26 protein-coding genes are annotated in these 22,797 nt (G+C 55.3%); 19 read left to right on the plus strand and 7 right to left on the minus strand.

The genetic code is table 11. The features are described from left to right. Nucleotides 1-89: 89 nt before the first annotated feature. The 6 genes from rpe to argD all read left to right on the plus strand — a co-directional run bounded on the left by rpe (nucleotide 90) and on the right by argD (nucleotide 5,360). Entirely contained in the window at nucleotides 90-767 is a 678-nt protein-coding gene (gene rpe, locus I6N93_RS01295) for a ribulose-phosphate 3-epimerase (protein ID WP_085687197.1), read from the plus strand. Beyond that, nucleotides 760-1,464, plus strand: coding sequence for a phosphoglycolate phosphatase (locus tag I6N93_RS01300; protein ID WP_085687195.1), 705 nt, complete (start codon nucleotides 760-762; stop codon nucleotides 1,462-1,464). The genes rpe and I6N93_RS01300 overlap by 8 nt, the downstream gene beginning before the upstream one ends. Next, nucleotides 1,461-2,465, plus strand: a complete 1,005-nt coding sequence (gene trpS, locus I6N93_RS01305) for a tryptophan--tRNA ligase (protein ID WP_085687193.1) — start codon at nucleotides 1,461-1,463, stop codon at nucleotides 2,463-2,465. Before I6N93_RS01300 ends, trpS begins: the two co-directional genes overlap by 4 nt. A 242-nt stretch (nucleotides 2,466-2,707) precedes the next feature. Continuing rightward, the gene (gene ppiA, locus I6N93_RS01310) at nucleotides 2,708-3,277 is read left to right on the plus strand and encodes a peptidylprolyl isomerase A (protein WP_085687191.1); all 570 of its coding nucleotides are present in this window, start codon (nucleotides 2,708-2,710) and stop codon (nucleotides 3,275-3,277) included. Between the two features lie 162 nt (nucleotides 3,278-3,439). Continuing rightward, a complete protein-coding gene (locus I6N93_RS01315) occupies nucleotides 3,440-4,021 on the plus strand; it encodes an aminodeoxychorismate synthase component II (RefSeq protein WP_085687190.1) in 582 nt (193 codons plus the stop codon). A gap of 115 nt (nucleotides 4,022-4,136) precedes the next feature. Next, nucleotides 4,137-5,360, plus strand: coding sequence for a bifunctional acetylornithine/succinyldiaminopimelate transaminase (gene argD, locus I6N93_RS01320; RefSeq protein ID WP_085687292.1), 1,224 nt, complete (start codon nucleotides 4,137-4,139; stop codon nucleotides 5,358-5,360). A gap of 60 nt (nucleotides 5,361-5,420) precedes the next feature. Here the strand turns inward: argD and crp are convergent, their stop codons facing one another. Further along, on the minus strand, nucleotides 5,421-6,053 hold the full coding sequence (gene crp / locus I6N93_RS01325; protein ID WP_026741314.1) for a cAMP-activated global transcriptional regulator CRP: 633 nt from the start codon (nucleotides 6,051-6,053) through the stop codon (nucleotides 5,421-5,423). A 323-nt stretch (nucleotides 6,054-6,376) separates the two neighbouring features. Between crp and I6N93_RS01330 the strand changes: the two genes are divergently transcribed. Then, the gene (locus tag I6N93_RS01330; protein WP_085687188.1) at nucleotides 6,377-6,784 is read left to right on the plus strand and encodes an OsmC family protein; all 408 of its coding nucleotides are present in this window, start codon (nucleotides 6,377-6,379) and stop codon (nucleotides 6,782-6,784) included. Nucleotides 6,785-6,821: 37 nt separating this feature from the next. On the opposite strand, the gene I6N93_RS01335 is transcribed toward I6N93_RS01330, so the two are convergent. From I6N93_RS01335 to I6N93_RS01345, 3 genes are all read right to left on the minus strand, one after another. Continuing rightward, nucleotides 6,822-7,691, minus strand: a complete 870-nt coding sequence (locus I6N93_RS01335; protein ID WP_085687186.1) for a phosphoribulokinase — start codon at nucleotides 7,689-7,691, stop codon at nucleotides 6,822-6,824. Nucleotides 7,692-7,816: 125 nt separating this feature from the next. Next, the gene (locus I6N93_RS01340) at nucleotides 7,817-8,047 is read right to left on the minus strand and encodes a YheU family protein (protein ID WP_085687184.1); all 231 of its coding nucleotides are present in this window, start codon (nucleotides 8,045-8,047) and stop codon (nucleotides 7,817-7,819) included. A gap of 1 nt (nucleotide 8,048) precedes the next feature. Beyond that, nucleotides 8,049-9,014 carry a hydrolase gene (locus tag I6N93_RS01345; RefSeq protein ID WP_099017424.1) on the minus strand — a complete coding sequence of 322 codons (966 nt, stop codon included), beginning with the start codon at nucleotides 9,012-9,014 and terminating at the stop codon, nucleotides 8,049-8,051. Nucleotides 9,015-9,123: 109 nt separating this feature from the next. Between I6N93_RS01345 and I6N93_RS01350 the strand changes: the two genes are divergently transcribed. Continuing rightward, a complete protein-coding gene (locus tag I6N93_RS01350) occupies nucleotides 9,124-9,729 on the plus strand; it encodes a LysE family translocator (protein WP_085687180.1) in 606 nt (201 codons plus the stop codon). A gap of 40 nt (nucleotides 9,730-9,769) precedes the next feature. On the opposite strand, the gene I6N93_RS01355 is transcribed toward I6N93_RS01350, so the two are convergent. After that, entirely contained in the window at nucleotides 9,770-11,674 is a 1,905-nt protein-coding gene (locus I6N93_RS01355) for an ABC transporter ATP-binding protein (protein ID WP_085687178.1), read from the minus strand. A gap of 127 nt (nucleotides 11,675-11,801) precedes the next feature. On the opposite strand from I6N93_RS01355, the gene kefG reads away from it, so the two are divergent. From kefG to slyD, 4 genes are all read left to right on the plus strand, one after another. Next, on the plus strand, nucleotides 11,802-12,353 hold the full coding sequence (gene kefG / locus I6N93_RS01360) for a glutathione-regulated potassium-efflux system ancillary protein KefG (protein ID WP_085687176.1): 552 nt from the start codon (nucleotides 11,802-11,804) through the stop codon (nucleotides 12,351-12,353). A gap of 2 nt (nucleotides 12,354-12,355) precedes the next feature. Then, complete coding sequence (gene kefB / locus I6N93_RS01365) at nucleotides 12,356-14,167, plus strand: glutathione-regulated potassium-efflux system protein KefB (RefSeq protein ID WP_085687174.1); 1,812 nt, start codon at nucleotides 12,356-12,358, stop codon at nucleotides 14,165-14,167. Nucleotides 14,168-14,229: 62 nt separating this feature from the next. After that, nucleotides 14,230-14,430 carry a YheV family putative zinc ribbon protein gene (locus I6N93_RS01370; RefSeq protein ID WP_085687172.1) on the plus strand — a complete coding sequence of 67 codons (201 nt, stop codon included), beginning with the start codon at nucleotides 14,230-14,232 and terminating at the stop codon, nucleotides 14,428-14,430. A gap of 94 nt (nucleotides 14,431-14,524) precedes the next feature. After that, the gene (gene slyD / locus I6N93_RS01375) at nucleotides 14,525-15,097 is read left to right on the plus strand and encodes a peptidylprolyl isomerase (RefSeq protein WP_085687170.1); all 573 of its coding nucleotides are present in this window, start codon (nucleotides 14,525-14,527) and stop codon (nucleotides 15,095-15,097) included. A gap of 89 nt (nucleotides 15,098-15,186) precedes the next feature. On the opposite strand, the gene eat is transcribed toward slyD, so the two are convergent. Further along, the gene (gene eat, locus I6N93_RS01380) at nucleotides 15,187-16,554 is read right to left on the minus strand and encodes an ethanolamine permease (RefSeq protein ID WP_085687168.1); all 1,368 of its coding nucleotides are present in this window, start codon (nucleotides 16,552-16,554) and stop codon (nucleotides 15,187-15,189) included. A 304-nt stretch (nucleotides 16,555-16,858) separates the two neighbouring features. Between eat and I6N93_RS01385 the strand changes: the two genes are divergently transcribed. Together I6N93_RS01385 and qhpR are read left to right on the plus strand one after the other, a co-directional pair. Then, a complete protein-coding gene (locus I6N93_RS01385) occupies nucleotides 16,859-17,872 on the plus strand; it encodes a phosphotransferase enzyme family protein (protein WP_085687166.1) in 1,014 nt (337 codons plus the stop codon). Nucleotides 17,873-18,085: 213 nt separating this feature from the next. Then, entirely contained in the window at nucleotides 18,086-19,129 is a 1,044-nt protein-coding gene (gene qhpR / locus I6N93_RS01390; RefSeq protein ID WP_085687164.1) for an AraC-like transcriptional regulator QhpR, read from the plus strand. A 21-nt stretch (nucleotides 19,130-19,150) separates the two neighbouring features. On the opposite strand, the gene I6N93_RS01395 is transcribed toward qhpR, so the two are convergent. Next, on the minus strand, nucleotides 19,151-19,369 hold the full coding sequence (locus I6N93_RS01395) for a SlyX family protein (RefSeq protein ID WP_085687162.1): 219 nt from the start codon (nucleotides 19,367-19,369) through the stop codon (nucleotides 19,151-19,153). A 215-nt stretch (nucleotides 19,370-19,584) separates the two neighbouring features. On the opposite strand from I6N93_RS01395, the gene fkpA reads away from it, so the two are divergent. The 5 genes from fkpA to tusB all read left to right on the plus strand — a co-directional run bounded on the left by fkpA (nucleotide 19,585) and on the right by tusB (nucleotide 22,732). Beyond that, nucleotides 19,585-20,418, plus strand: a complete 834-nt coding sequence (gene fkpA, locus I6N93_RS01400; protein WP_085687160.1) for an FKBP-type peptidyl-prolyl cis-trans isomerase — start codon at nucleotides 19,585-19,587, stop codon at nucleotides 20,416-20,418. A gap of 530 nt (nucleotides 20,419-20,948) precedes the next feature. Further along, complete coding sequence (locus I6N93_RS01405) at nucleotides 20,949-21,671, plus strand: helix-turn-helix transcriptional regulator (protein WP_085687158.1); 723 nt, start codon at nucleotides 20,949-20,951, stop codon at nucleotides 21,669-21,671. Beyond that, a complete protein-coding gene (tusD, locus tag I6N93_RS01410; RefSeq protein WP_085687156.1) occupies nucleotides 21,671-22,060 on the plus strand; it encodes a sulfurtransferase complex subunit TusD in 390 nt (129 codons plus the stop codon). Before I6N93_RS01405 ends, tusD begins: the two co-directional genes overlap by 1 nt. A 14-nt stretch (nucleotides 22,061-22,074) precedes the next feature. Then, on the plus strand, nucleotides 22,075-22,434 hold the full coding sequence (gene tusC / locus I6N93_RS01415) for a sulfurtransferase complex subunit TusC (RefSeq protein ID WP_085687154.1): 360 nt from the start codon (nucleotides 22,075-22,077) through the stop codon (nucleotides 22,432-22,434). A gap of 10 nt (nucleotides 22,435-22,444) precedes the next feature. Further along, nucleotides 22,445-22,732 carry a sulfurtransferase complex subunit TusB gene (gene tusB / locus I6N93_RS01420; protein WP_085687152.1) on the plus strand — a complete coding sequence of 96 codons (288 nt, stop codon included), beginning with the start codon at nucleotides 22,445-22,447 and terminating at the stop codon, nucleotides 22,730-22,732. The last annotated feature ends 65 nt before the right edge of the window (nucleotides 22,733-22,797 follow it).

Raw genomic sequence — 22,797 nt, forward strand, 5'->3', positions numbered from 1 at the left:
GTTGTCGCCAAAACAGAGGCTGTACGAGTCCATTTGGATCCGAAGTGGTCTCGGCAGTAATAGGCAGAATTGATGGTTTGGAGAAGCGAATGAAACCGTTTTTAATCGCCCCGTCTATATTGTCGGCCGACTTTGCCCGGCTGGGAGAGGACACCGCCAAAGCGCTGGCGGTGGGCGGCGATGTCGTCCACTTCGACGTCATGGATAACCATTATGTTCCCAACCTGACGATGGGACCGATGGTGCTCAAGGCGTTGCGAAATTACGGCATTACCGCCCCGATTGACGTACATCTGATGGTTAAGCCGGTCGATCGCCTGATCCCGGACTTTGCCGAGGCCGGCGCCAGTTACATCACTTTTCATCCTGAGGCCTCAGAGCACGTCGACCGATCGCTGCAACTGATTAAAGATCACGGCTGCCGCGCGGGATTGGTGCTGAACCCAGCTACGCCGTTGAGTTGTCTGGATTACGTCATGGATAAGCTGGACATCATTCTGCTGATGTCGGTCAACCCGGGCTTCGGCGGGCAGTCGTTCATCCCTTCTACGCTCACTAAACTGCGTCAGGTGCGCAAGCTCATCGACGACAGCGGATATGATATTCGTCTGGAAGTCGACGGCGGCGTCAAAGTGGACAATATCGGTGAGATTGCTGCCGCCGGAGCGGATATGTTTGTGGCGGGGTCGGCGATTTTCAACCAGCCTGACTATCAGGCGGTAATCGATAACATGCGTCAGGAATTAGCGAAGGTGTCCCATGGCTGAACTCAACGCCGTGCGCGGGCTGGCTTTCGACCTCGACGGCACGTTGATTAACAGTGCGCCGGGGCTGTCTCAGGCGCTGGACAGAGCGATGCAGACTCAGGGCCTGCCAGCGCCGGGTGAAGCGTTACTGACGACCTGGATTGGCAACGGCGCCGACAAAGTCGTCGAGAGAGCGCTGCGCTGGGCCGGCATCGACCCTTCTCCTGAGCGGATGCAGTCCGCGCGCAAACAGTTCGATATCGCTTACGCAGAAACGGTAGATGCTGGCAGCCAACTGTATCCCGGGGTCAAAGACACCCTGCACGCGCTGGCCGCTCGCAACGTGCCTATGGCCCTGGTGACGAATAAGCCGACCCCTTTCGTTGCGCCGTTGTTGCGTTCGCTCGGGATTGATTCCCACTTTACGTTAGTCCTGGGCGGAGATGATGTCCCGTGCAAAAAGCCCCATCCCGCGCCGCTCTATCTGGTATTGGGAAAGCTGGGCCTGCGTGCAAACGAGTTGCTGTTCGTCGGCGATTCGCGCAATGATATACAAGCCGCGCAGGCTGCCGGGTGCCCAAGCGTCGGCATGACCTACGGCTACAACTATGGTGAAGCGATAGCCCTGAGCCACCCGAGTGTGGTGTTGGATCGTTTTGCGGATCTCTTGTCCCTTGTCGGACCGTCCATTTCAGATAATCAGGAAGCATTAGCATGAGTAAGCCCATTGTATTTAGCGGCGCGCAGCCGTCTGGCGAGTTGACCATTGGCAACTACATGGGTGCATTACGTCAGTGGGTTCATATGCAAGATGATTACGACTGCATCTATTGCATCGTGGATCTGCATGCCATTACGGTTCGTCAGGATGCGAAACAGCTGAGAAAAGCGACGCTGGATACGCTGGCACTCTACCTGGCCTGCGGCATCGACCCGCAGAAAAGCACCATCTTCGTCCAGTCACACGTTCCGGAGCATACGCAGCTGGCCTGGGCGTTGAACTGCTACACCTATTTCGGTGAACTGAGCCGTATGACCCAGTTCAAAGACAAATCCGCCCGCTACGCGGAGAACATCAATGCCGGTCTGTTCGGTTATCCGGTGCTGATGGCGGCGGATATCCTGCTGTATCAGACGAATCAGGTGCCGGTAGGGGAAGACCAGAAACAGCATCTGGAGCTGAGCCGCGATATCGCGCAGCGCTTTAACTCGTTGTACGGCGACACCTTCAAGGTGCCGGAACCGTTTATTCCCAAGTCCGGCGCTCGCGTGATGTCTCTGCTGGAGCCGACCAAAAAAATGTCCAAGTCGGACGATAATCGCAACAACGTGATCGGTTTGCTGGAAGATCCGAAAGCCGTGATCAAAAAAATCAAACGCGCGGTGACCGACTCGGATGAGCCGCCTATGGTGCGCTATGACATCGCCAACAAACCGGGCGTGTCGAATCTGCTCGATATCCTCTCTGGCGTTACCGGGAAATCTATCCCGCAGTTGGAGCAGGAGTTTGAAGGCCAAATGTATGGTCACCTGAAAGGCGCCGTGGCGGAAGCGGTGTCCGGCATGCTGGGCGAATTGCAGGAGCGCTATCATCGCTTCCGGCATGATGAAGCTTATTTGCAACAGATGATGCGCGACGGTGCCGAGAAGGCCCGCGCTCGCGCCAGCGAGACGTTGAATAAAGTTTATGACGCCATTGGGTTCGTCGCTCGTCCATAAGCCGTAGAACGCCCGCTAGGCCGATATCCACGAGATTCGAAGACGAGCCCGACGGCTCGTCTTTTTTGTTTCAGGTCAGCGATTCTCATGTTGCCGCCGTAAACAGCGTTTTATCAGCCGCCGTACAGCGGTCGGCGCGTTTTTTCAATCCTGCGTAAAAAAAGGTAAATCGGTAGCGCGCAGGCAGACGGCTATTTACAATCGATACGATTTCTGTAGTTGGCCCCTAAAAGGAATTCTTCATGTCAAAACGTATATTGGCAACGATAGCGACCGTATTTACCTTGTCTGCGCTCTCGCCAGCATTTGCTGCAACCGCGTCAACGCATGTGTTGCTTACCACGTCGGCCGGCAATATCGAATTGGCGCTGGACGATCAAAAAGCGCCAGAGTCAGTGAAAAATTTTGTGAGTTATGTCGATAGCGGTTTCTATAACGGCACTATTTTCCACCGCGTCATCCCTGGATTCATGGCTCAGGGGGGGGGATTCACCAGCGACCTTAAACAGAAGGCGACCAACCCGCCGATCAAAAATGAAGCTGACAACGGATTGCGTAATCTGCGCGGCACCATATCGATGGCGCGTACCAGCGAGAAAGACAGTGCGACCAGCCAGTTCTTCCTCAACGTGGCGGATAACGCCTTTTTGGATCACGGTCAGCGCGATTTCGGCTATGCCGTTTTCGGGAAAGTTGTGAAGGGCATGGATGTGGCGGATAAAATTTCTCAGGTGCAGACCGAGAACGTCGGGCCTTACCAGAACGTGCCCATCCAGCCGATCGTTATCCAGTCCGCCAAGATTATCAAATAATTAGGTAGTCAGTTCAGGCGTTGTTCGTCGAGACTGTGTACAGCGTGCTCCCGGCATAGCTCGTCGGGAGAATGCCTGACTGCCCTGTCCCGTCTCAAAGCCTCTTTCTGCGCGATAGCAGGGCATTCTCCCGGTAATCGCCAGCCAGTTTCAGAGTGATGAATGTTACTGATCATAGATAACTACGACTCCTTTACCTACAACCTGTACCAGTATTTTTGCGAGCTGGGCGAGGAGGTGGTGGTCAAGCGTAATGATGGGCTGAGTCTCGACGCGATTGAGCGCCTGTCGCCGCAGCATCTGGTGATATCGCCGGGTCCTTGTACGCCGAACGAGGCGGGCATCTCGCTGCAAGCCATTTGTCATTTTGCCGGACAGTTGCCGATTCTGGGCGTCTGTCTGGGGCATCAGGCGTTGGGGCAGGCCTTCGGCGCTCAGGTTGTGCGCGCGCGCGAAGTCATGCACGGGAAGACCTCGCCTATCCGCCATCGTGACGTCGGCGTTTTCACCGGGTTGGCGCAGCCGCTGACGGTGACGCGCTATCACTCTTTAATTATTGAAAGTGCTTCTTTACCAGACTGCTTTGAAATCACCGCCTGGACAGAAAATAGCGCAGGTAAAATGGATGAAATCATGGGGATACGCCATCGCAGCCTACCGCTGGAGGGAGTACAGTTCCATCCGGAAAGTATTCTGAGCCAGCAGGGACACCAGTTGTTGCGCAATTTTCTGCACAGAAAATGAGTCCGCCGCTGATTTGCTTTCCAGATGGGTTATTGATTGCCTGAATCTGATTTTTTATGCATATTTGATGACTATATTCTCACTGAGACATGAAATCGTAAAAGCGGGGCAGCAGATGGCAACAGATAAAACCGCGGTGACGCGCGATACATACGATAAGGTAATCCTTCCTGTTTATGCGCCGGCCCAGTTTGTACCGGTAAAGGGGAAAGGTAGCCGGATATGGGACCAGCAGGGTAAGGAATATATCGATTTTTCCGGAGGTATTGCCGTTACAGCGTTGGGTCATTGCCATCCTGCGCTGGTGAATGCCCTTAAAACGCAGGGCGAAACGCTGTGGCATACCAGCAACGTTTTCACCAACGAGCCGGCGTTGCGACTGGCGAGCAAGCTGATTGCCGCAACGTTCGCCGAACGCGTGTTTTTCGCCAACTCTGGCGCGGAAGCCAACGAAGCGGCCTTCAAACTGGCGCGTCATTACGCCATCGAACGCTTCAGCCCCTATAAAACTAAGATTATCGCCTTCCATCAGGCCTTTCATGGCCGCACATTGTTTACCGTGTCGGTAGGCGGTCAGCCGAAGTACGCCGATGGATTCGGGCCGAAGCCCGCCGATATCATTCATGTGCCGTTCAACGATCTGGATGCGGTGAAGGCGGTGATCGACGATCACACTTGCGCCGTGGTGTTGGAGCCGGTGCAGGGCGAAGGCGGCGTGCTGCCAGCCACGCAGGCGTTTATCGGAGGCGTGCGGGAGCTGTGCGATCACAATCAGGCGCTGCTGGTGTTTGATGAAGTGCAGTGTGGCATGGGGCGTACCGGCGAACTGTTTACCTATATGCACTATGGCGTGACGCCTGACATTCTGACCACCGCCAAAGCGCTGGGCGGCGGATTCCCCATCAGCGCGATGCTGACCACCGAAGACGTCGCTTCTGTCATGAAGGTCGGTACTCATGGCACCACTTACGGCGGCAATCCTCTGGCCTGTGCGGTGGCGGAAGCGGCGCTGGATGTGATCAATACACCCGCAGTGCTGTCAGGCGTCTCCGCCAGGCACGATCGCTTTATTTCCGCGCTTGAAGCCATTAATGAACAGTTTGACATTTTTGACGGCATTCGCGGTATGGGCCTCTTATTAGGCGCTCAGCTGAAACCCCAATGGCATGGACGGGCGCGTGATTTCCTGACGGCCGCGGCCGAGCAAGGCGTCATGATCCTGGTTGCTGGACCGGACGTCATTCGGTTTGTGCCGTCGCTGGTGATTGAACTGGACGATATTGATGAGGGGATGGCGCTGTTTGCGAAAGCGGTCGCACAGGTGGTAAACGGCCAATAGCATTTTTAGACGAAGAGTGAACAGCGCGTTGCGCGCTGTTCACGAGTCGAGTGGTTGAGATTAACGCGTACCGAAGACCACGATGGTTTTACCGTGCGCTGAAATCAGCTCCTGATCTTCCAGCATCTTCAGAATTCGACCCACGGTTTCGCGAGAGCAGCCCACGATCTGACCGATTTCCTGACGGGTGATTTTAATCTGCATCCCGTCCGGGTGCGTCATGGCGTCAGGCTGTTTGGCGAGGTTTAGCAGCGTTTGTGCAATGCGGCCGGTAACGTCAAGAAACGCCAGGTTGCCCACTTTCTGTGAGGTGACCTGAAGGCGACGAGCGATCTGGGATGACAAACGCATCAGAATATCGGGATTGACCTGAATCAGCTGGCGGAATTTTTTATAGGAAATCTCGGCAACTTCGCAGGCGCTCTTGGCTCGCACCCATGCGCTGCGTTCCTGATCCTCTTCGAACAAGCCTAGCTCACCAATGAAATCCCCTTGATTCAGATAGGAAAGGATCATCTCTTTTCCTTCTTCATCTTTTATCAATACGGCAACGGAACCCTTTACGATGTAGTAAAGCGTTTCTGCTTTTTCACCTTGGTGAATCAGCGTACTCTTTGAGGGGTACTTGTGGATATGACAATGAGAAAGGAACCATTCAAGAGTCGGGTCTGTTTGCGGTTTGCCAAGAACCATTCGCTGTTATCCTCTGTTGTAATTCACTACGTAAATCACAGGGCTCAGAGTTCCCTGTAAGGCATGATAACTCTAGTTATAATTCAAATTCCGTTGGGCGGAAATATGTCAGGAAATTGACTGAAGCCTTTCTGTCAGGTGACTCTGCAAACTGCTGTTTTCAGCATTGCGCAGAACGCACCGGATGCTGCCTCTGTTTGTAACACAGGTTGGGAGTACTGTCTTGTGTTGTCTCGCTTCAGCATAATTACGCCTTGATACACAGGCATTTTCTGCATAAGCGCGATAAAATTTCAAAAAAAGTTGAGTGGGAGTGAAAGACTATGCAAGCGCGGGTAAAATGGGTTGAGGGGTTAACGTTTATCGGCGAATCCGCCTCCGGCCACCAGATTATTATGGATGGTAATGCGGGCGACAAAGCGCCGAGTCCGATGGAAGTGGTATTGATGTCGGCGGGGGGATGCAGCGCTATCGACGTCGTGTCTATTCTGCAAAAAGGACGTCACGATGTGGCGGATTGCGAGGTGCGCCTGACCTCCGAGCGCAGACAGGAAGCGCCCCGCCTGTTCACTGCCATCAACCTGCATTTCATCGTGACCGGTAAGGAGTTGACCGAACAGGCCGTATCGCGTGCGGTGTCCCTGTCGGCAGACAAATACTGCTCGGTGGCGCTAATGCTGGGAGCGGCGGTCAATATCACTCATAGCCACGAGGTGATAACCCTCGACTGAGCCGTATACGGCCTGCCCAGGCCGGATCCTTAGGCTCTTACTTTATCGTCTTGCCTTCCAGAAGCCGCTGCACCAGCGGCGTCATGATCAATTCCATCGCCAGTCCCATTTTGCCTCCGGGCACCACCAGCGTATTGATATGAGAAATATACGACCCTTGCAGCATGGTGAGCAGATAGGGAAAGTCGATATTCTCCAGGCGCTGGAAATGAATGACCACCAAACTTTCGTCCAACGACGGGATCGCTTTCGCAGCGAAGGGGTTGGACGTATCGACGGTCGGCACCCGCTGGAAGTTGATATGGGTGCGGGAAAACTGCGGTGTGATATAGGTGATGTAGTCTTCCATCGAGCGGACGACGGAGTCCATGACCGCATCACGCGAGTGCCCGCGTTCGTTAACGTCGCGGTACAGCTTCTGGATCCACTCGAGGTTCACGATAGGCACGACGCCGACCAGCAGGTCGACATGGCGAGCTACGTTGTGCTGCTCGGTGACGACGCCGCCGTGCAAGCCCTCATAGAACAACACATCCGTCGGATCAGGCATGGCTTCCCAGGGCGTAAATGTGCCGGGCACCTGGTTGTAGGGAATGGCTTCGTCGTAGGTATGCAGATATTTGCGGTTCTGACCGGTCCCCTGGCTGCCATAGTCGGCGAATGCCTGTTCCAGTAGGGTGAAATCGTTCGCCTCCGGGCCGAAATAACTGATGTGGCGGCCCAGATCTCGCGCTTTGCGGATGGCCATGTCCATTTCCGGACGGGTGTAGCGGTGAAAGCTGTCGCCTTCAAGTTCTGCGGCGCGGATTTTCAGCTGCTGAAAAATTTTTCGGAACGCCAGGCTGGTAGTGGTCGTGCCGGCGCCGCTTGATCCGGTCACGGCAATGATAGGGTGTTGATGCGACATAGTGCTGCCACTCCACAATAGACGGTAAAACCCAGCGGGGAACGCCGGGAATTCGACCTTCATTGTTACCCTGTTTGCGCCGATGCGCCACGCCATTTTTGCATCAACGGGCAGCGGCAATGCCGTTACAAATCGTGCCCGGTTTTGATCTGGGTGCGCGGCATGAGGTTAACCGTTTCATGCAGTTCGGACCAGACTAGCACCACCTCGCCGCTTTCCAGCTGGCGGCGGACGTCCGCCACCTTTTGTTCCAGCGTGCGCTCATGCTGGCCGTAGTCGGTGCCTTCGCGCAGGACGAAAGACTCAATCAGATTCTCCAGCGTATCCGCCGCGAGTTCTTGCCAGGGAATAATCACCTCATCGCTCCAGATGTGGGGTGAGCCAGTCGGGAATGCGCTGCTCCAGCCACAGTTTCGGTTTTAATAATGAGCCGCCCACGAAACCGACATGTCCGCCGTGTTTCGTCAACTGATACTCAATATTAGGCGGTAACGACGTGAGCGCAGGGATGACGTCCTTCGTCATGAACGGATCGTCCTTGGCGTGGACGATCAACAGCGGCGTGCGGACGTTCGGCAGCAGGGGCAGGGCGCTGCTGCGCGCATAATAGTCATTGGCGTCGGTAAAACCATGAATACGAGCGGTAATCATGTTATCGAACTCCCTCAGTCCCCGAATTTTTCTCAGTTGATGCAGGTGAACCGGTAGCGTATCCGGATAGGCCGCCAGTTTGCGGATAGCATTACGTTTCAACAGCCGCAATAGATAGTGCTGATAAAAGCGTGAGAAGCCTTTTTCGATATGGCGGCAGCAAGGCTCCAGCATCAGCGGCGCGGACACGACGGCCGCTGCGTCAAGCAACGGCTCTTCCGTCTGCTGACCGAGCAGGCAGGCCAGCATGTTGCCGCCCAGCGAGACGCCGATGGCCGCGGTAGGCGCATCGCCGTAAGTCGACTTCAGCCAGCGCAAAAAATAGCGGGCATCCTCGGTCTCTCCGGAGTGGTACATCTGGGGCGTGCGGTTGGGCGTGCCGCCGCAGCCGCGAAAATGCATGACGACGGCCAGCCAGCCCCGTTGATGGCAGGCCGCCACAAGACCGTGCGCATAGGGACTGTAGAAACTGCCTTCCAGTCCGTGGAACAAAACCACCCGCGGTTTATCGCGGGCCAGCATGGGATCTTCGCTCCAGGCCAGATCGAGAAAATCGCCGTCCGGCAGTTCAAGCGTCTGCCAGAGTGGCTTGAGCAGTGCGCGTCGCCGTAACAGACGGGGAAGCAAGGTTTGCAAATGGGGGTTGTACATACTGGCCAGGGGACGAAACATCTGGCTAGTCGTGGGATGAATATTCATAGTCAAAAGCTTGTACCGGCGACATCACGCTGCTAGGTTGAACAACTGCAAATTTCGTTTGTTAGAAGGCCTTTTCAATTACATGGCGCACTTCAATCTATTCCTTTCCATGCTTGGCTTCCTGTGGGTTGCAGCGATTACCCCAGGCCCCAATAATATGCTACTCACCGCTTCCGCTGCTAATTTTGGTTTTCTCCGCTCCATGCCGCTGATGGTCGGCATCATGATCGGGATGCAAAGTGTACTGCTGCTGGCTGCGCTGGGATTGGGAAGCCTGATTCTACTCTATCCTTCGCTTCATCTCGCGCTCAAAATTTTGGGTAGCGCCTATCTGCTGTGGCTGGCGTTCAAAATCGCCAGCGCGCGCTATGAGAAGCTCGACACGCAAACGGCGCCGCCGCGACCGATGCCTCTTTATCAGGGCGCACTGCTGCAATTTTTGAACCCGAAAGCCTGGCTGATGGCGCTGGGTGCCGTAGCCGGTTTTAGCCTCTCCCGCGGGGAATACGTGGGTTCAGTCATCGCCATCAGCATCGCCATGTTCAGCGTGAATTTGATCGCTGGGATTGTCTGGCTGGGGTTCGGCACGATGATCGGTAAAATGCTGCGCAGCCGACGAGCCTGGCGGATCTTCAACCTGTTCATGGGGCTACTGACCGCCGCCTGCGTGCTGATGATCTGGCATTGACTAAAACGTCTGGGCTGGCGATGACGCCCGCCCGGCGTTGTCAGGACTGCAACATCTGCTCAAGCTGTTCCTGCGCGTCCAGCCAACTCATTTCGGTCTCTTCCAGTTCGCCTTTGACCGCGATTTGCTCCTGCAGGCAGGTCGTCAGCTCCGCTTTGCGGCTGGCTTCGTAAATCGCCGTATCCGCCAGGCGGTTTTCCAGCTCGGCCAGTTGGGTATTCAGCTTCTCCATGTACTGCTCCAGCTTGGTGATCTGCTTACGCAGCGGCTGGGTTTGGGTGCGCAGTTCAGCCTCGCGCCGCTTCTGGTCTTTTCTGGCCTGAGCGCTATTGCCGGCGCTATCTTTCGCCGGCGTCGAGTCGCTGGCGTCCTGTTTATGGGCATCCAGCAGCCACTGTTGATAATCCTCCAGATCGCCGTCGAACGACTCAACCCGGCGGTCGTGAACCAGATACAGATCGTCCGTCGTGGAACGAATCAGATGGCGATCGTGCGAGACGACGACCAGGGCGCCTTCGAAATCGATCAAGGCTTCGGTCAGCGCCTGACGCATATCCAGGTCGAGGTGGTTAGTCGGTTCATCGAGCAGCAGCAGGTTAGGGCGCTGCCAAACGATTAGCGCCAACACCAACCGCGCTTTCTCGCCGCCCGAGAAGCATTCGGTCGGCTCTACCACCTTGTCGGCGCCGAACCCGAAGCCGCCCAGATAGTCACGTAACTGTTGTTCGGTTTCCTGTTCGGCCAACCGGGTCAGATGTTGTAACGGCGATTCATCCGCACGCAGGTACTCCAACTGATGTTGAGCGAAATAACCCAAACGGACGCCTTTCGCCAGCCCGACTTCGCCGCTTTGCGGCTGTAGCTCTCCCGCCAGCAGTTTAATCAGCGTGGACTTCCCGGCGCCGTTGTGGCCGAGCAGACCGATGCGCGAGCCGGGCACCAGATTGAGCTTGATGGATTCCAGAATCAGCTTGTCGCCGTAGCCTGCGCTCACTTTCTCCATCCGCAATAACGGATTGGGCAACGCCTGCGGCGCGCGGAAACTGAAGCGGAACGGGTTATCAACATGCGCTGGCGCAATCAGCTCCATTTTTTCCAGCATTTTGATACGGCTCTGCGCCTGCTTGGCTTTGGTTGCCTTGGCGCGGAAACGGTCAATGTAATGCTGCAAATGCGCGACGCGTTCCTGCTGATGTTCATACAGCGACTGCTGCTGAGAAAGCCGCGTTGCTCGCTGCTGTTCGAACGAGGTGTAGTTGCCGGTGTATTCGAACAGGGACTCCTGCTCGATATGCAAAATCTTGTTAATAATAGGATCAAGAAAATCCCGGTCATGAGAAATCAGCACCAGTGTGCCGGGATAGTTTTTGAGCCATTTTTCCAGCCAGATGACCGCATCGAGATCCAAATGGTTGGTCGGTTCGTCCAGCAGCAGAAGGTCGGAACGGCAAAGCAGGGCCTGCGCCAGGTTAAGACGCATACGCCAGCCGCCGGAAAAAGTGCTGACGGGCTGTTGCAGCTGTTCCTGACTGAATCCCAGCCCGTTCAGCAGGCTGGCGGCGCGGGATTGGATCGACCAGGCGAGGACCGCATCCAGCTTGCTGTGCACGAGGGCGATAGCATTGCCGTCGTTGCGTTCGTTGGCACTCGCCAGCTCGCTTTCCAACTGGCGAAATTCGCGGTCGCCGTCTATCACATACTCTATGGCAGGACGCTCCAACGCTGGCGTTTCCTGATTCACCCACGCAAGGGACCAGTGCTGAGGAAAAGTGGCATTACCGCCGTCTGCGCCAATTTCTCCTTTCAGCAGGGACAGCAGCGTCGATTTTCCGCAGCCGTTTTTACCGACCAGACCCACTTTCTGACCCGGATTGACGGCCGCCGTGGCGTTATCCAGCAGTACCCGCGTACCACGTCGAATTTGCAAAGAGGAGAAGACAATCATAAAGCGCCAAGTAATAAGAATATGTTAAATTATGGATCAAGTTTCAGGGCGTCAGCGTCCTGGCAATCCCCGCTGCGCTGCATGGTAGCGGAAAATATCGACGATGACGACGCTTTGGAGGGGAATGATGTCGCAGCCACCCAAGATTTTGCTGCTTTTTGCCCATCCGGAATTACAGGACTCGGTTGTGAATAAGCTGTTATTGCAATCCGCTCGGGGTCTGGAACATGTGACGGTACATGATTTGTACGCGCACTATCCTGATTTCTTTATTGATATCCATCATGAACAACAGTTACTGCGAGAGCATCAAATCATCGTGCTTCAACATCCCCTTTATACCTATAGCTGCCCGGCATTGATGAAAGAGTGGCTGGACCGCGTATTGAGCCGAGGCTTCGCCAACGGCGTCGGCGGCAATGCCCTATCGGGCAAATACTGGCGCAGCGTGGTGACGACCGGCGAGCCGGTATCCCGCTATACCCCGGAGGGACATCAGCACTCATTTATGGATGACGTGCTGCGACCTTTCGAGATGACGGCGACCATGTGCCATATGCGCTGGATGACGCCGCTGGTGATTTACAACGCGCGACGGATGTCGCGCGACGCATTGCGCGAACACGCCCATCACTACGGGGATTGGCTGGCGGCGCCTTTGTCCGAGGGAGGGCTCTGAGTATGGATAGCGCTGCCACCCTGAGCGCGGGTGTTCTATTTTTATTCGTCACGGTACTGGCGGTGCCTATCGCGGCGCGCCTCGGTATCGGCGCAGTATTGGGCTACTTGCTGGCCGGTATCGCCATCGGTCCCTGGGGACTGGGCTTTATTCGCGACGTTTCCGCCATTCTGCACTTCTCTGAACTGGGCGTCGTGTTCCTGATGTTCATCATCGGGCTCGAACTGAATCCTGCCAAATTGTGGAAACTGCGGCGATCTATTTTCGGTATCGGCGCGGCTCAGGTACTGCTCAGTGCCGCGCTACTGGGCGGCGTGTTGTTCATGAGCCAATTTTCCTGGCAGTCGGCCTTGATTGGCGGGATTGGGCTGGCGATGTCATCCACGGCGATGGCGCTACAGCTGATGCGTGAAAAAGGGATGAACCGCAACGAGTCCGGACAGCTCGGTTTTTCCGTTTTGTTGTTTCAGGATTTGGCGGTCATACCCGCGTTGGCGCTGATCCCTATTCTGTCCGGCGTTCAGGGGCAAATCGATGATTGGCAGATGGTGGCCATGAAGGTGTTGGCGTTCGGCGGCATGCTGATCGGCGGCCGCTATCTGGTGCGCCCGCTGTTCCGGTTTATTGCCGCTTCCGGCGTGAGCGAAGTGTTTACCGCCGCTGCGCTGCTGCTGGTACTGGGCTCCGCGCTGTTTATGGAAGCGCTGGGACTGTCGATGGCGCTCGGCACCTTTATTGCTGGCGTGCTTTTGGCGGAAAGCGAATATCGTCATGAGTTGGAAATTTCCATTGAGCCATTCAAAGGTTTGCTGCTGGGGCTGTTTTTCATCTCGGTGGGAATGGCGCTCAATCTTGGCGTGTTGTATGCCAACCTCGCCGAGGTGCTGCTCGGTGTGATGATTCTGGTGTCCGTCAAAGGCCTTATCCTCTACGTATTGGCGCGGATCTACGGACTGCGCTCATCGGAGCGGCTTCAGTTCGCCGGTGTGCTTAGCCAGGGAGGCGAGTTCGCCTTTGTGCTGTTTTCAGCTGCCGCGACTCAGCGAGTCCTGCAGGGCGATCAATTGCCGCTGCTGCTGGTCACCGTGACGCTATCGATGATGGTGACGCCGCTTTTGATGCAGCTGATCGACCGTATTCTGGCGCGCCGCTACAACGCGACGGAAGAGTCGGCGGAGAAACACTATGTGGAAGACGATGAGCCGCAGGTGATCGTGGTGGGCTTCGGGCGCTTCGGTCAGGTGATTGGCCGACTGCTGATGGCGAACAAAATGCGGATTACCGTGCTCGAGCGAGATATCAGCGCGGTCAGTCTGATGAGAAGCTACGGTTATAAGGTGTATTACGGCGATGCCACGTCGGTGGACTTGCTCCGTTCAGCGGGCGCCGAGCACGCGCGGTCGATCGTCATTACCTGCAACGACCCCGAGGATACGATGTCCATCGTGCATCTGTGCCAGCAGCATTTCCCGCACCTGGAAATACTGGCGCGCGCGCGTGGCCGTGTGGAAGCGCATGAGCTGTTGCAGTCAGGCGTCACGCAGTTTTCCCGCGAAACGTTTTCCAGTGCGTTGGAGCTGGGGCGTAAAACGCTGATCTCTCTGGGGATGCACCCTCATCAGGCTCACCGGTCGCAACAGCATTTCCGCCGTCTGGATATGCGTATGCTGCGCGAGCTGACGCCGGAACGTCAGACCGAGGGCGAGGGCGCTCAGATCTCGCGTGTGAAAGAGGCCCGGCGCGAACTGGAAGATATCTTCCAGCGCGAAATGCAGCATGAGCGTCGGCGGCTGGATGATTGGGACGAGACATAATCGCAGGCGAACTTCGCCATTACAGATTGCGACATCACAGGGTGATTGGACGGAAAAATATCATGTCGACACAACGAAAGCGGTTTATAGCCGGTGCGGTTTGCCCTCAGTGTCATACGCAGGATACCCTGACGGTCGGGGTGGAAGATGTCGAGGAAGTCGTTAACTGCGTCAAATGCGGTTATCGCCAGAGCCGGCCGGAGGCAAAGCAGCAGACGGTGGAGCGTCAGGACGGGCAGATTATCGGCATGTTTCATCCTTAATGAGCGTGGTAGCGATTTTTGATTCCATGCAGTACATGGGGGTGTTTTTCAGCTACAATTTGCGCCAAAGCGATTTCCAACGGTAGGAGATATCATGAAAGTAGCAAAAGACCTGGTGGTCAGCCTGGCCTATCAGGTACGTACAGAAGACGGTGTATTGGTTGATGAGTCTCCGGTGAGTGCACCGCTGGACTATCTGCACGGTCGCGGCTCGCTGATTTCCGGCCTGGAAAAAGCGCTGGACGGTCGTGCGGTCGGTGAACTTTTCGATATTAAAGTCGGCCCGAACGAGGCTTACGGCAACTATGACGAGAATCTGGTACAGCGCGTACCGAAAGATGTCTTCATGGGTGTGGACGAGCTGCAGGTCGGCATGCGTTTTCTGGCTGACACCGATCAGGGGCCGGTACCTGTCGAAATTACCGAAGTACAGGACGAGCACGTCGTGGTTGACGGCAACCATATGTTAGCGGGCCAGAACCTGAGCTTTAACGTCGAAGTCGTCGCCATTCGCGAAGCCACGGCGGAAGAGCTGGAGCACGGTCATGTTCATGGCGAACACGATCACAACCACGATGGTTGCTGCGGCGGTCACGGCCACGATCACGATCATGACCACGGTAAAGGCGGCTGTGGCGGTCACGGCGGATGCGGCTGCCAGCACTAAGGCCGGCTTCACCTCTAAAAAAACCGGCTCGGCGTTATGCAGGCCGGTTTTTTTACGTCTGATGTTTCAATGGCAGTAAGGCTGAGGAATCACTCTTTTCCCATCAGCATCTCGTCTTGCGGCGCATTAAAGCGTTGGGCTTTAGTGAGCAGGAAGTAGAGATAGGCTGCGGCCATCAGCGCGATGAAAAGGGTGCCGATGAGTGGGTTAAACCACAGCATCGCCAATAAACACAGGCAGGCCAGTACCAAGGCGATACCCGGTATAACCGGATAGCCGGGCGCCAGGTAGGTTCGCTCCAGCTCCGGCGCGGTGCGTCGAAGCCGGAACAGGCTCAGCATACTCATGATGTACATCACGATAGCTCCGAAGACGGCCATGGTGATCATCGCGGCGGTCAGACTCATTCCTTGCAGGTTGATCCAGCTGTCGCTGAAAATAGCGGCAATCCCGATAACGCCGCCGGTGAGGATCGCTCGATGGGGCGTTCTAAAGCGAGACAGCTTGGCCAGTCCAGTCGGCAGGTAGCCCGCTCTGGCAAGGGCGAAGAATTGCCGAGAGTAGCCGAGAATGATGCCGTGGAAGCTGGCAATCAGTCCGAACAGCCCGATCCACACTAGCATGTGCATCCACCCCGAATCGGCGCCCACTACGGCTTTCATCGCCTGCGGCAGCGGGTCGTTGATATTGGAAAGCGTCCGCCAGTCTCCCACGCCGCCCGCGAGCAGCATAACGCCCAGTGCCAAGAATACCAGCGTCATAATGCCGGTGATATAGGCCTTAGGGATAGTCCGCTTTGGATCCTTGGCTTCCTCCGCCGCCATTGCCGCGCCCTCTATCGCCAGAAAGAACCAGATGGCGAAGGGGATGGCCGCGAAGATGCCGGACAGTGCGGGCAGTCCGAAGCTGTCGCTGCCCGCCCAGCCGTTGGCGACAAAACGGCTGATGCTGAAGCCGGGGGCGACGACACCCATGAACACCAGCAGCTCGAACACCGCCAGCAGGGTGACGCAGAGTTCGAACATGGCGGCGAGTTTCACGCCCAAAATATTCAGCCCCATAAACACCAGATAGGCGCCGGTCGCGGCATAGCGTGGATCCAGATCGGGGAATTGCACGTTGAGATAAGCGCCGATCGCCATCGAGATGGCGGGGGGCGCAAAAACGAATTCAATCAGCGTCGCCATGCCGGCGATCAGTCCACCGGTTTCGCCGAAGGCGCGGCGGCTGTAGGCGAAAGGGCCACCGGCGTGAGGTATCGCGGTGGTCAGCTCGGTAAAGCTGAAGATGAAACAGGTGTACATGGCGGCGATCATAAGGGTAGTGACCAAAAAGCCGAGCGTACCTGCGACGCCCCAACCGTAGCTCCAGCCAAAATACTCGCCGGAAATGACCAGACCGACGGCGATCCCCCAAAGATGAAGGGTCCCCAGCGTGGGTTTCAACTGCATTGTCATGACATTATCCCCTCTAAAGTATGGATGAAAAACAGACCTCATTTTTGTAGGCATAACAGCGGGTTATGGAATCAAAAGGTCTTTTCTGCGGTGGGGCTGCATCATACGCTCGATGATGACGCCGTTATGGGCGCGGATACTTGACACTAACGAGGTGTTTTTTGCGCTCTGGAGTCAAAGACGGGGGAGGAAGAAGACATGTTGTCGTCTGCGGCCAACTTTTACTGTTTTTGCGTCAAGCATCGGAATGGCGGTCATTACATGCTGAAGGTCTGTAAGCCACTTCCTTTGATGAGATCTTACGATGGCAGAACAATACGATACGCTTGACGACATCACGATGAGCCTGTTGGCGGAGCGAGCGATGGGCCATTACTCTGCCGAGCTGCAGGGAACGCTGACGCTGCTGTGCCGTTCGGAAAATGCGACCTATCGACTGGATGCCGGCGGTAAACGCTACGCCATGCGCATTCACCGGCCCGGCTATCATCATCGCGATGACATCAATGGCGAACTGAGCTGGCTGGCGGCATTGCGTCAGGAAGGCATCATCGTGCCGGAACCGTTGGCGGGGCAGGATGGCGAAGCGGTGCAGACCGTGTCGCTGGGTGACGGCGTGGAACGTAATGTGGTGGTCTTTCACTGGATAGCAGGCGAGATGCCGACGACCGATGTAGACGGAGCGGCCTTTGAACAACTGGGCAGGATCACCGCCCGGCTGCATCAGCACAGCCGCTGTTGGCAGCCGCCCACCGGCTTTCGCCGCATCGTATGGGATCATGAAACGATGGTCGGAGCGGACGCACATTGGGGCAGTTGGCAGGATGCACCTTACCTTTCTCCGTCCGACCATCCGATTATCGAAGAAACGTTGAAGCGGGTGAGTGCGGTGCTGGCCGACTACGGTAAATCACCACAGCGCTATGGATTGATCCATGCGGATCTGCGTTTGACCAATCTACTGCTGTTTCGCGGGGAAACCCGGGTCATTGATTTCGACGACTGCGGTTTGGGCTGGTATTTACACGATCTCGCAGCGGCCATCAGTTTCGTGGAACATCACCCGCGAGCGCCTGAATGGGTTGAAGGTTGGTTGACGGGCTATCAACAGATTTGCCCCCTCAGCGAAGCCGACTTAGCCGTCATTCCTGCTCTAATCGCACAACGCCGCATCCAGATGACGGCCTGGATTGGTTCCCATCAGCAGACGGAACAGGCCAAAAGCATGGGCGAGCGTTGGTGCCCCGACACTATCAGATTGTGCCGACTTTATCTGGACGGAGCACTGCCGGTGGGAGCCGCCACCGCGCCTGCCTGAAAATGCTTGCACCATATCAACGCACTGCTGTATTGCGGCAGTGCCTTTTCTTCCGTGATTGCGTTAGCGTCCTCCGCCGTATCCTTCTGTCCCCCAAACATATCCCGCTGTTTTACCTGACGTCTGTCTGATGCCGTTGGCCTTCGCCCTTCGCTGGTATGGAAATTGCTTTTTCTGTTCGATTTGGCGTCTTGCACCATTGAGGAGGAAATTATGGGAACACCGTCATTTCGGCTTCCTCCGCCGACGGGGATTCCGCTTGGCCACCGAGGCGTGCTGGCAGCGGCGGCCTCGGGGTTAGGGGAATTCATTGGAGACAATGGCGGCGATGCCGATCGCATTCTTGGCATCAGCGGTATCGATCCTGAGCTGTTGGCCTGCCCGACGCTCAGCGTGGGGTTAGTCAACTACTGTCGCGTACTGGAAGAAGCCGCTCGTTATTCCGACTGCACCAATTTTGGTCTGCATTACGGCAGGCAGTTCAAGCCCCAGGCGCTCGGGTTGATAGGCTATGTTGGGCTATGCAGCGCCACCCTTGAGCAGGCATTGCATAACGTAGCCTGTGCTTTCCCGTTTCATCAGCACGATACGCTGGTTCGCCTGGTCGATAAGGGCGAGTGCTGGCGTTTCGACTATCAGGTGCGCCATGGCGCGATCTTGCACTGCCGTCAGGATGCCGAGCTGACATTAGGTATGATTCTGAACCTTGTGCGCCACGCCGCTGGCAAGCATTGGGCGCCGCGGGAGGTGCATTTCGAACACCCTCGTCCAGAACAGTGGCATGAGCACTGTAAAGTGTTTGATGCGCCGGTCTACTTCGATCAGCCGTTCAACTCGCTGTTGATTCCCAAGCGAGATTTGCTGAAAGCCATGCCGGATCACGATCCGTTGCTGCTGCTGGTGGTGCAGGATTCTCTTCGTCAGTTGAACAGCGACGTGCAGCAACAGAGCGTGGTGGATATGGCGCGCGCCCAACTGCGTCAGATGTTGTCACAGGGGGAACCTTCGCTGGACGAGGTAGCGGAAAATATCGGGTTGTCGAGCTGGTCGCTGCAGCGGAGGTTGAAGGCTGCGGGGATCAATTTCACTCAACTGGTGGAAAAAGTGCGCTGCGAAATGGCGACGCACTATTTGCAGCAGCAGCAGCTTTCAATTTCTGAAATGGCTTTTTTACTGGGGTACTCGGAGGTGAGTGCGTTTTCCCGGGCATTTCGCCGTTGGTTCGGCATCAGTCCACGACAATGGCGTAAGGCCTAGCCCGGCATTTTCTTACTGTATTCAGTAGTGCGGCGGCGGTGTTTCTTCAGACTGCGATGCAATCAAGGACGGTGCCGTCGCTTTCAGTTTATCCACCAACAGGTGCAGCTGTTCACGCACCTTGGTCATTTCCAGTTCATGCTGGACCACGGTTTGGTTCAGCTCCTCAATCGTTATTTCCTGAAATGCGATGCGGCTTTCCAGCAGTTCAAGGCGCTGTTCGAGTAATTGCTGCGACATGTGACTTCCTCCCAGACTGTCAGCGGTAGAGTTTGTCAGAAAGCGGAAACTTCTGGTAGTAAAAATGGTCGGAGTAGGGCGCAATAAGCATATAAGGGAATTTTATCGAAGATAGTGGTGTGTTCGTTGTAATGTCTCCGTGCACACAGCTATAGTAGTTTCGACTTTTTAAATGATTACCGGGATCTACCGGGTCTCGGATGCTGGAGAGATGGATGAAATCACTGTTTAAAGTAACGCTACTAGCGACCACAATGACACTGGCTTTGAATACCGGCGCAATGGCCGCGGAGCCAGTAAAAGCGTCCGATAGCAGTACGACGAGTACGACAACAGCAAAATTTAACAACGATGAACAGGCTGCGGCTTACGCGTTGGGTGCCTCTCTGGGACGCTACATGGATAATTCCCTGAAAGAGCAAGAAAAACTGGGCATCACGCTGGATAAAGAACAGCTGATCCAAGGCGTGCAGGACGCGTTTGCGGACAAGAGCAAACTGTCTGATGAAGAAATTGAGAAAACGCTGCAGTCATTTGAAGGCCGTGTAAAAGAAGCGGCCAAAACCAAAATGGAGCAAGATGCGAAAGAGAACGCGGATAAAGGTACTAAATATCGCGACACTTTCGCTAAAGAAAAAGGGGTGAAGAAAACCAACTCCGGCCTGCTTTACCAGGTAGAGAAAGAAGGAACTGGCGCAGTACCGAAAGATAGCGATACCGTGGTGGTGAACTACAAAGGTACGCTGGTTGACGGCACCGAGTTCGACAACTCCTACAAACGCGGTGAACCGCTTTCTTTCCGTCTGGACGGCGTTATTCCAGGTTGGACCGAAGGTCTTAAGCACCTGAAGAAAGGCGGTAAGATCAAAATGGTCATTCCGCCGGCACTGGCTTACGGCGAAACTGGCGTACCGGGTATTCCGGCCAACTCTACGCTGGTATTCGACGTAGAACTGCTGGATATCAGATCTGAAGCGGAAGCGAAAGCGGCTGACGCTGCAAAGGCTGAAAAACCGGCTGACGATAACGCCCAGCCAAGCGCTAAGTAAGCTCAAGCGCTTTGCCACGAAGAACCGCAGGTCATCCTGCGTTTTTTTTATGTGTGAGTGCAGCGGATTGTGGCCCTTCAGAGTCCATTCCGCGAGATCGTAACTCAAAAAGGACGATAAGCGTTTGTCGTAAATAGTGAATTTTGATAAGCAGAAGCAAACTATCATACCGCGTATGAGGTGATGTCAGGCATCGAAACAGCACGCAGAATCGCATTTTATCCTTCGTCATTAGACTGAGGCGCCGCGCTCGCCTCAACGATCTTTCTCCTTCGTGTGATAAACGCGGCAAAAACCTTTGCAGACGTTATACTGCTCCAGCGCGGTAGACAATCCCAAGCTGACCCCCCGTTCGTTAGGTCTGTCTTCGCTGGGCGAAAAATACTGATGAATGCAGGCACCACGGACGTCTCATAGCATCAGCCTTTCGGTATGACGCCGCGAATTTCAGGGACGAGAGAGAGGACTTTTGTTAGACTATCCCTCCTGTCAATACGATAAATTGAATGACATTGAAGGTGGTGTTTGCCATGCCTAGTTCGCTTCTTTCAGCAGAGTCGAATGACCTTGATTTGCTGGATGAACGTCCGTTTTCCCAAACGGATTACGAAATCCTGAAGTCGTACGAAGCCGTCGTAGATGGTTTAGCGATGCTAATCGGTGAACACTGCGAAGTCGTGCTGCATTCGCTGGAAAATTTGAAATGTTCCGCTGTACGTATCGCGAACGGCGAGCATACCGGGCGAAAGATAGGCTCTCCTATTACCGATATGGCGCTACGGATGGTGCATGATATGGCCGGTGAAGACAGCAGTGTGTCGCAGGTCTATTTCACACGCGCAAAAAGCGGTATGTTGATGAAGTCAATCATTATCGCTATTCGCAACCGTGAGCAGCGCGTCATTGGCCTGCTGTGCGTTAATATGAATCTGGACGTGCCGTTCTCGCAAATCATACAGACATTTATGCCGCCTGAAATTAAAGCGGTGGCATCTTCCGTTAACTTTGCGTCTTCGGTTGAAGATTTGGTCACGCAAACGCTAGAGTTCACCATTGAAGAGGTGAATGGCGACCGCAATGTTTCCAATAACGCCAAGAACCGACAGATTGTGCTTAACCTTTATGAAAAGGGAATTTTCGATATCAAGGACGCTATTAATCAGGTTGCCGATCGGTTGAATATCTCCAAGCACACCGTGTACCTCTATATCCGCCAGTTCAAGAGCGGTGACCTCAGCGGGCACGAGCGCTAATGTTGACATACTGTCTGCTGGTTACCGGACCGGCATACGGCACTCAGCAGTCCAGCAGCGCACTGCAGTTTGCTCAGGCGCTGTTGGCCGCAGGCTATAAACTTAAAAGCGTGTTTTTCTATCGGGAAGGCGTACTCAACGCGAACCAGTTGACCTCTCCGGCCAGCGACGAATTTGATGTCGTGCGGGCTTGGCAACAGTTGCATGATGAGCATCGGGTCGCATTGAATGTATGCGTCGCGGCTGCGCTGCGTCGCGGCGTCATCGATAGCGAGCAGGCGGCTAAGCTGAAACTGGATGGCGCGAACCTGCAGCCGGGATTCAGCCTGAGTGGTCTGGGCGCACTGGCTCAATCCGTACTGACCTGCGACCGGGTCGTGCAGTTTTAACGCGGGCTCATGCTATGAAACGTGTCGCTTTTGTATTTACCCATTCCCCCCACGGTAGCGCTTCCGGTAGAGAAGGGCTGGATGCGCTTTTGGCGATGTCGGCGTTGACGGAAGACATCGGCGTTTTTTTCGTCGCGGACGGTGTTTTCCAGCTTATGCCTAACCAGCGCCCGGATGTCGTCCTCATGCGTGACTACATCTCTACGTTCGGCGTTCTGCCATTGTACGATATCGAACGATGCTATGTGTGCCAGCAGTCTTTACGACAGCGCGGCATTCCGCAGGACACCGACTGGGTCGTGCCTGTCGAGGTGCAATCGGCGGAAATATTGTCGCAAACGCTGAAAAGTTACGATACCGTCCTCACCTTCTAGAGAGTTCGTCATGTTGCATACGCTTTCTCGCTCACCCTACCAAATTGACCTGGATGCCATGCTGCGTAGCGTCGGCCGAGATGACGCGATCCTGCTGTTTCAGGACGGAGTCACGGCGGCGTTGGCGGATGCCGCGATGTTCACGCTGATAATGGCGGTCGGCGTGCCCGTTTATGTTCTGCAAGAGGACGTCGAAGCCCGCGGATTGGCTGCTCAAATTTCGAACAAGTCAACGTTGATCGACTATAATTACTTTGTGAGACTAACGGCCCTGCATCCTGGACAGATGGCCTGGTAGTGGTATTTTTGTATATTTCTTGACTCCTTATCCGGGCAGCCCTAAAATTCTGCGTCCTTATACTT

Origin of the sequence: Lonsdalea populi (genome assembly GCF_015999465.1) — a bacterium.
Lineage (GTDB): Bacteria > Pseudomonadota > Gammaproteobacteria > Enterobacterales > Enterobacteriaceae > Lonsdalea > Lonsdalea populi.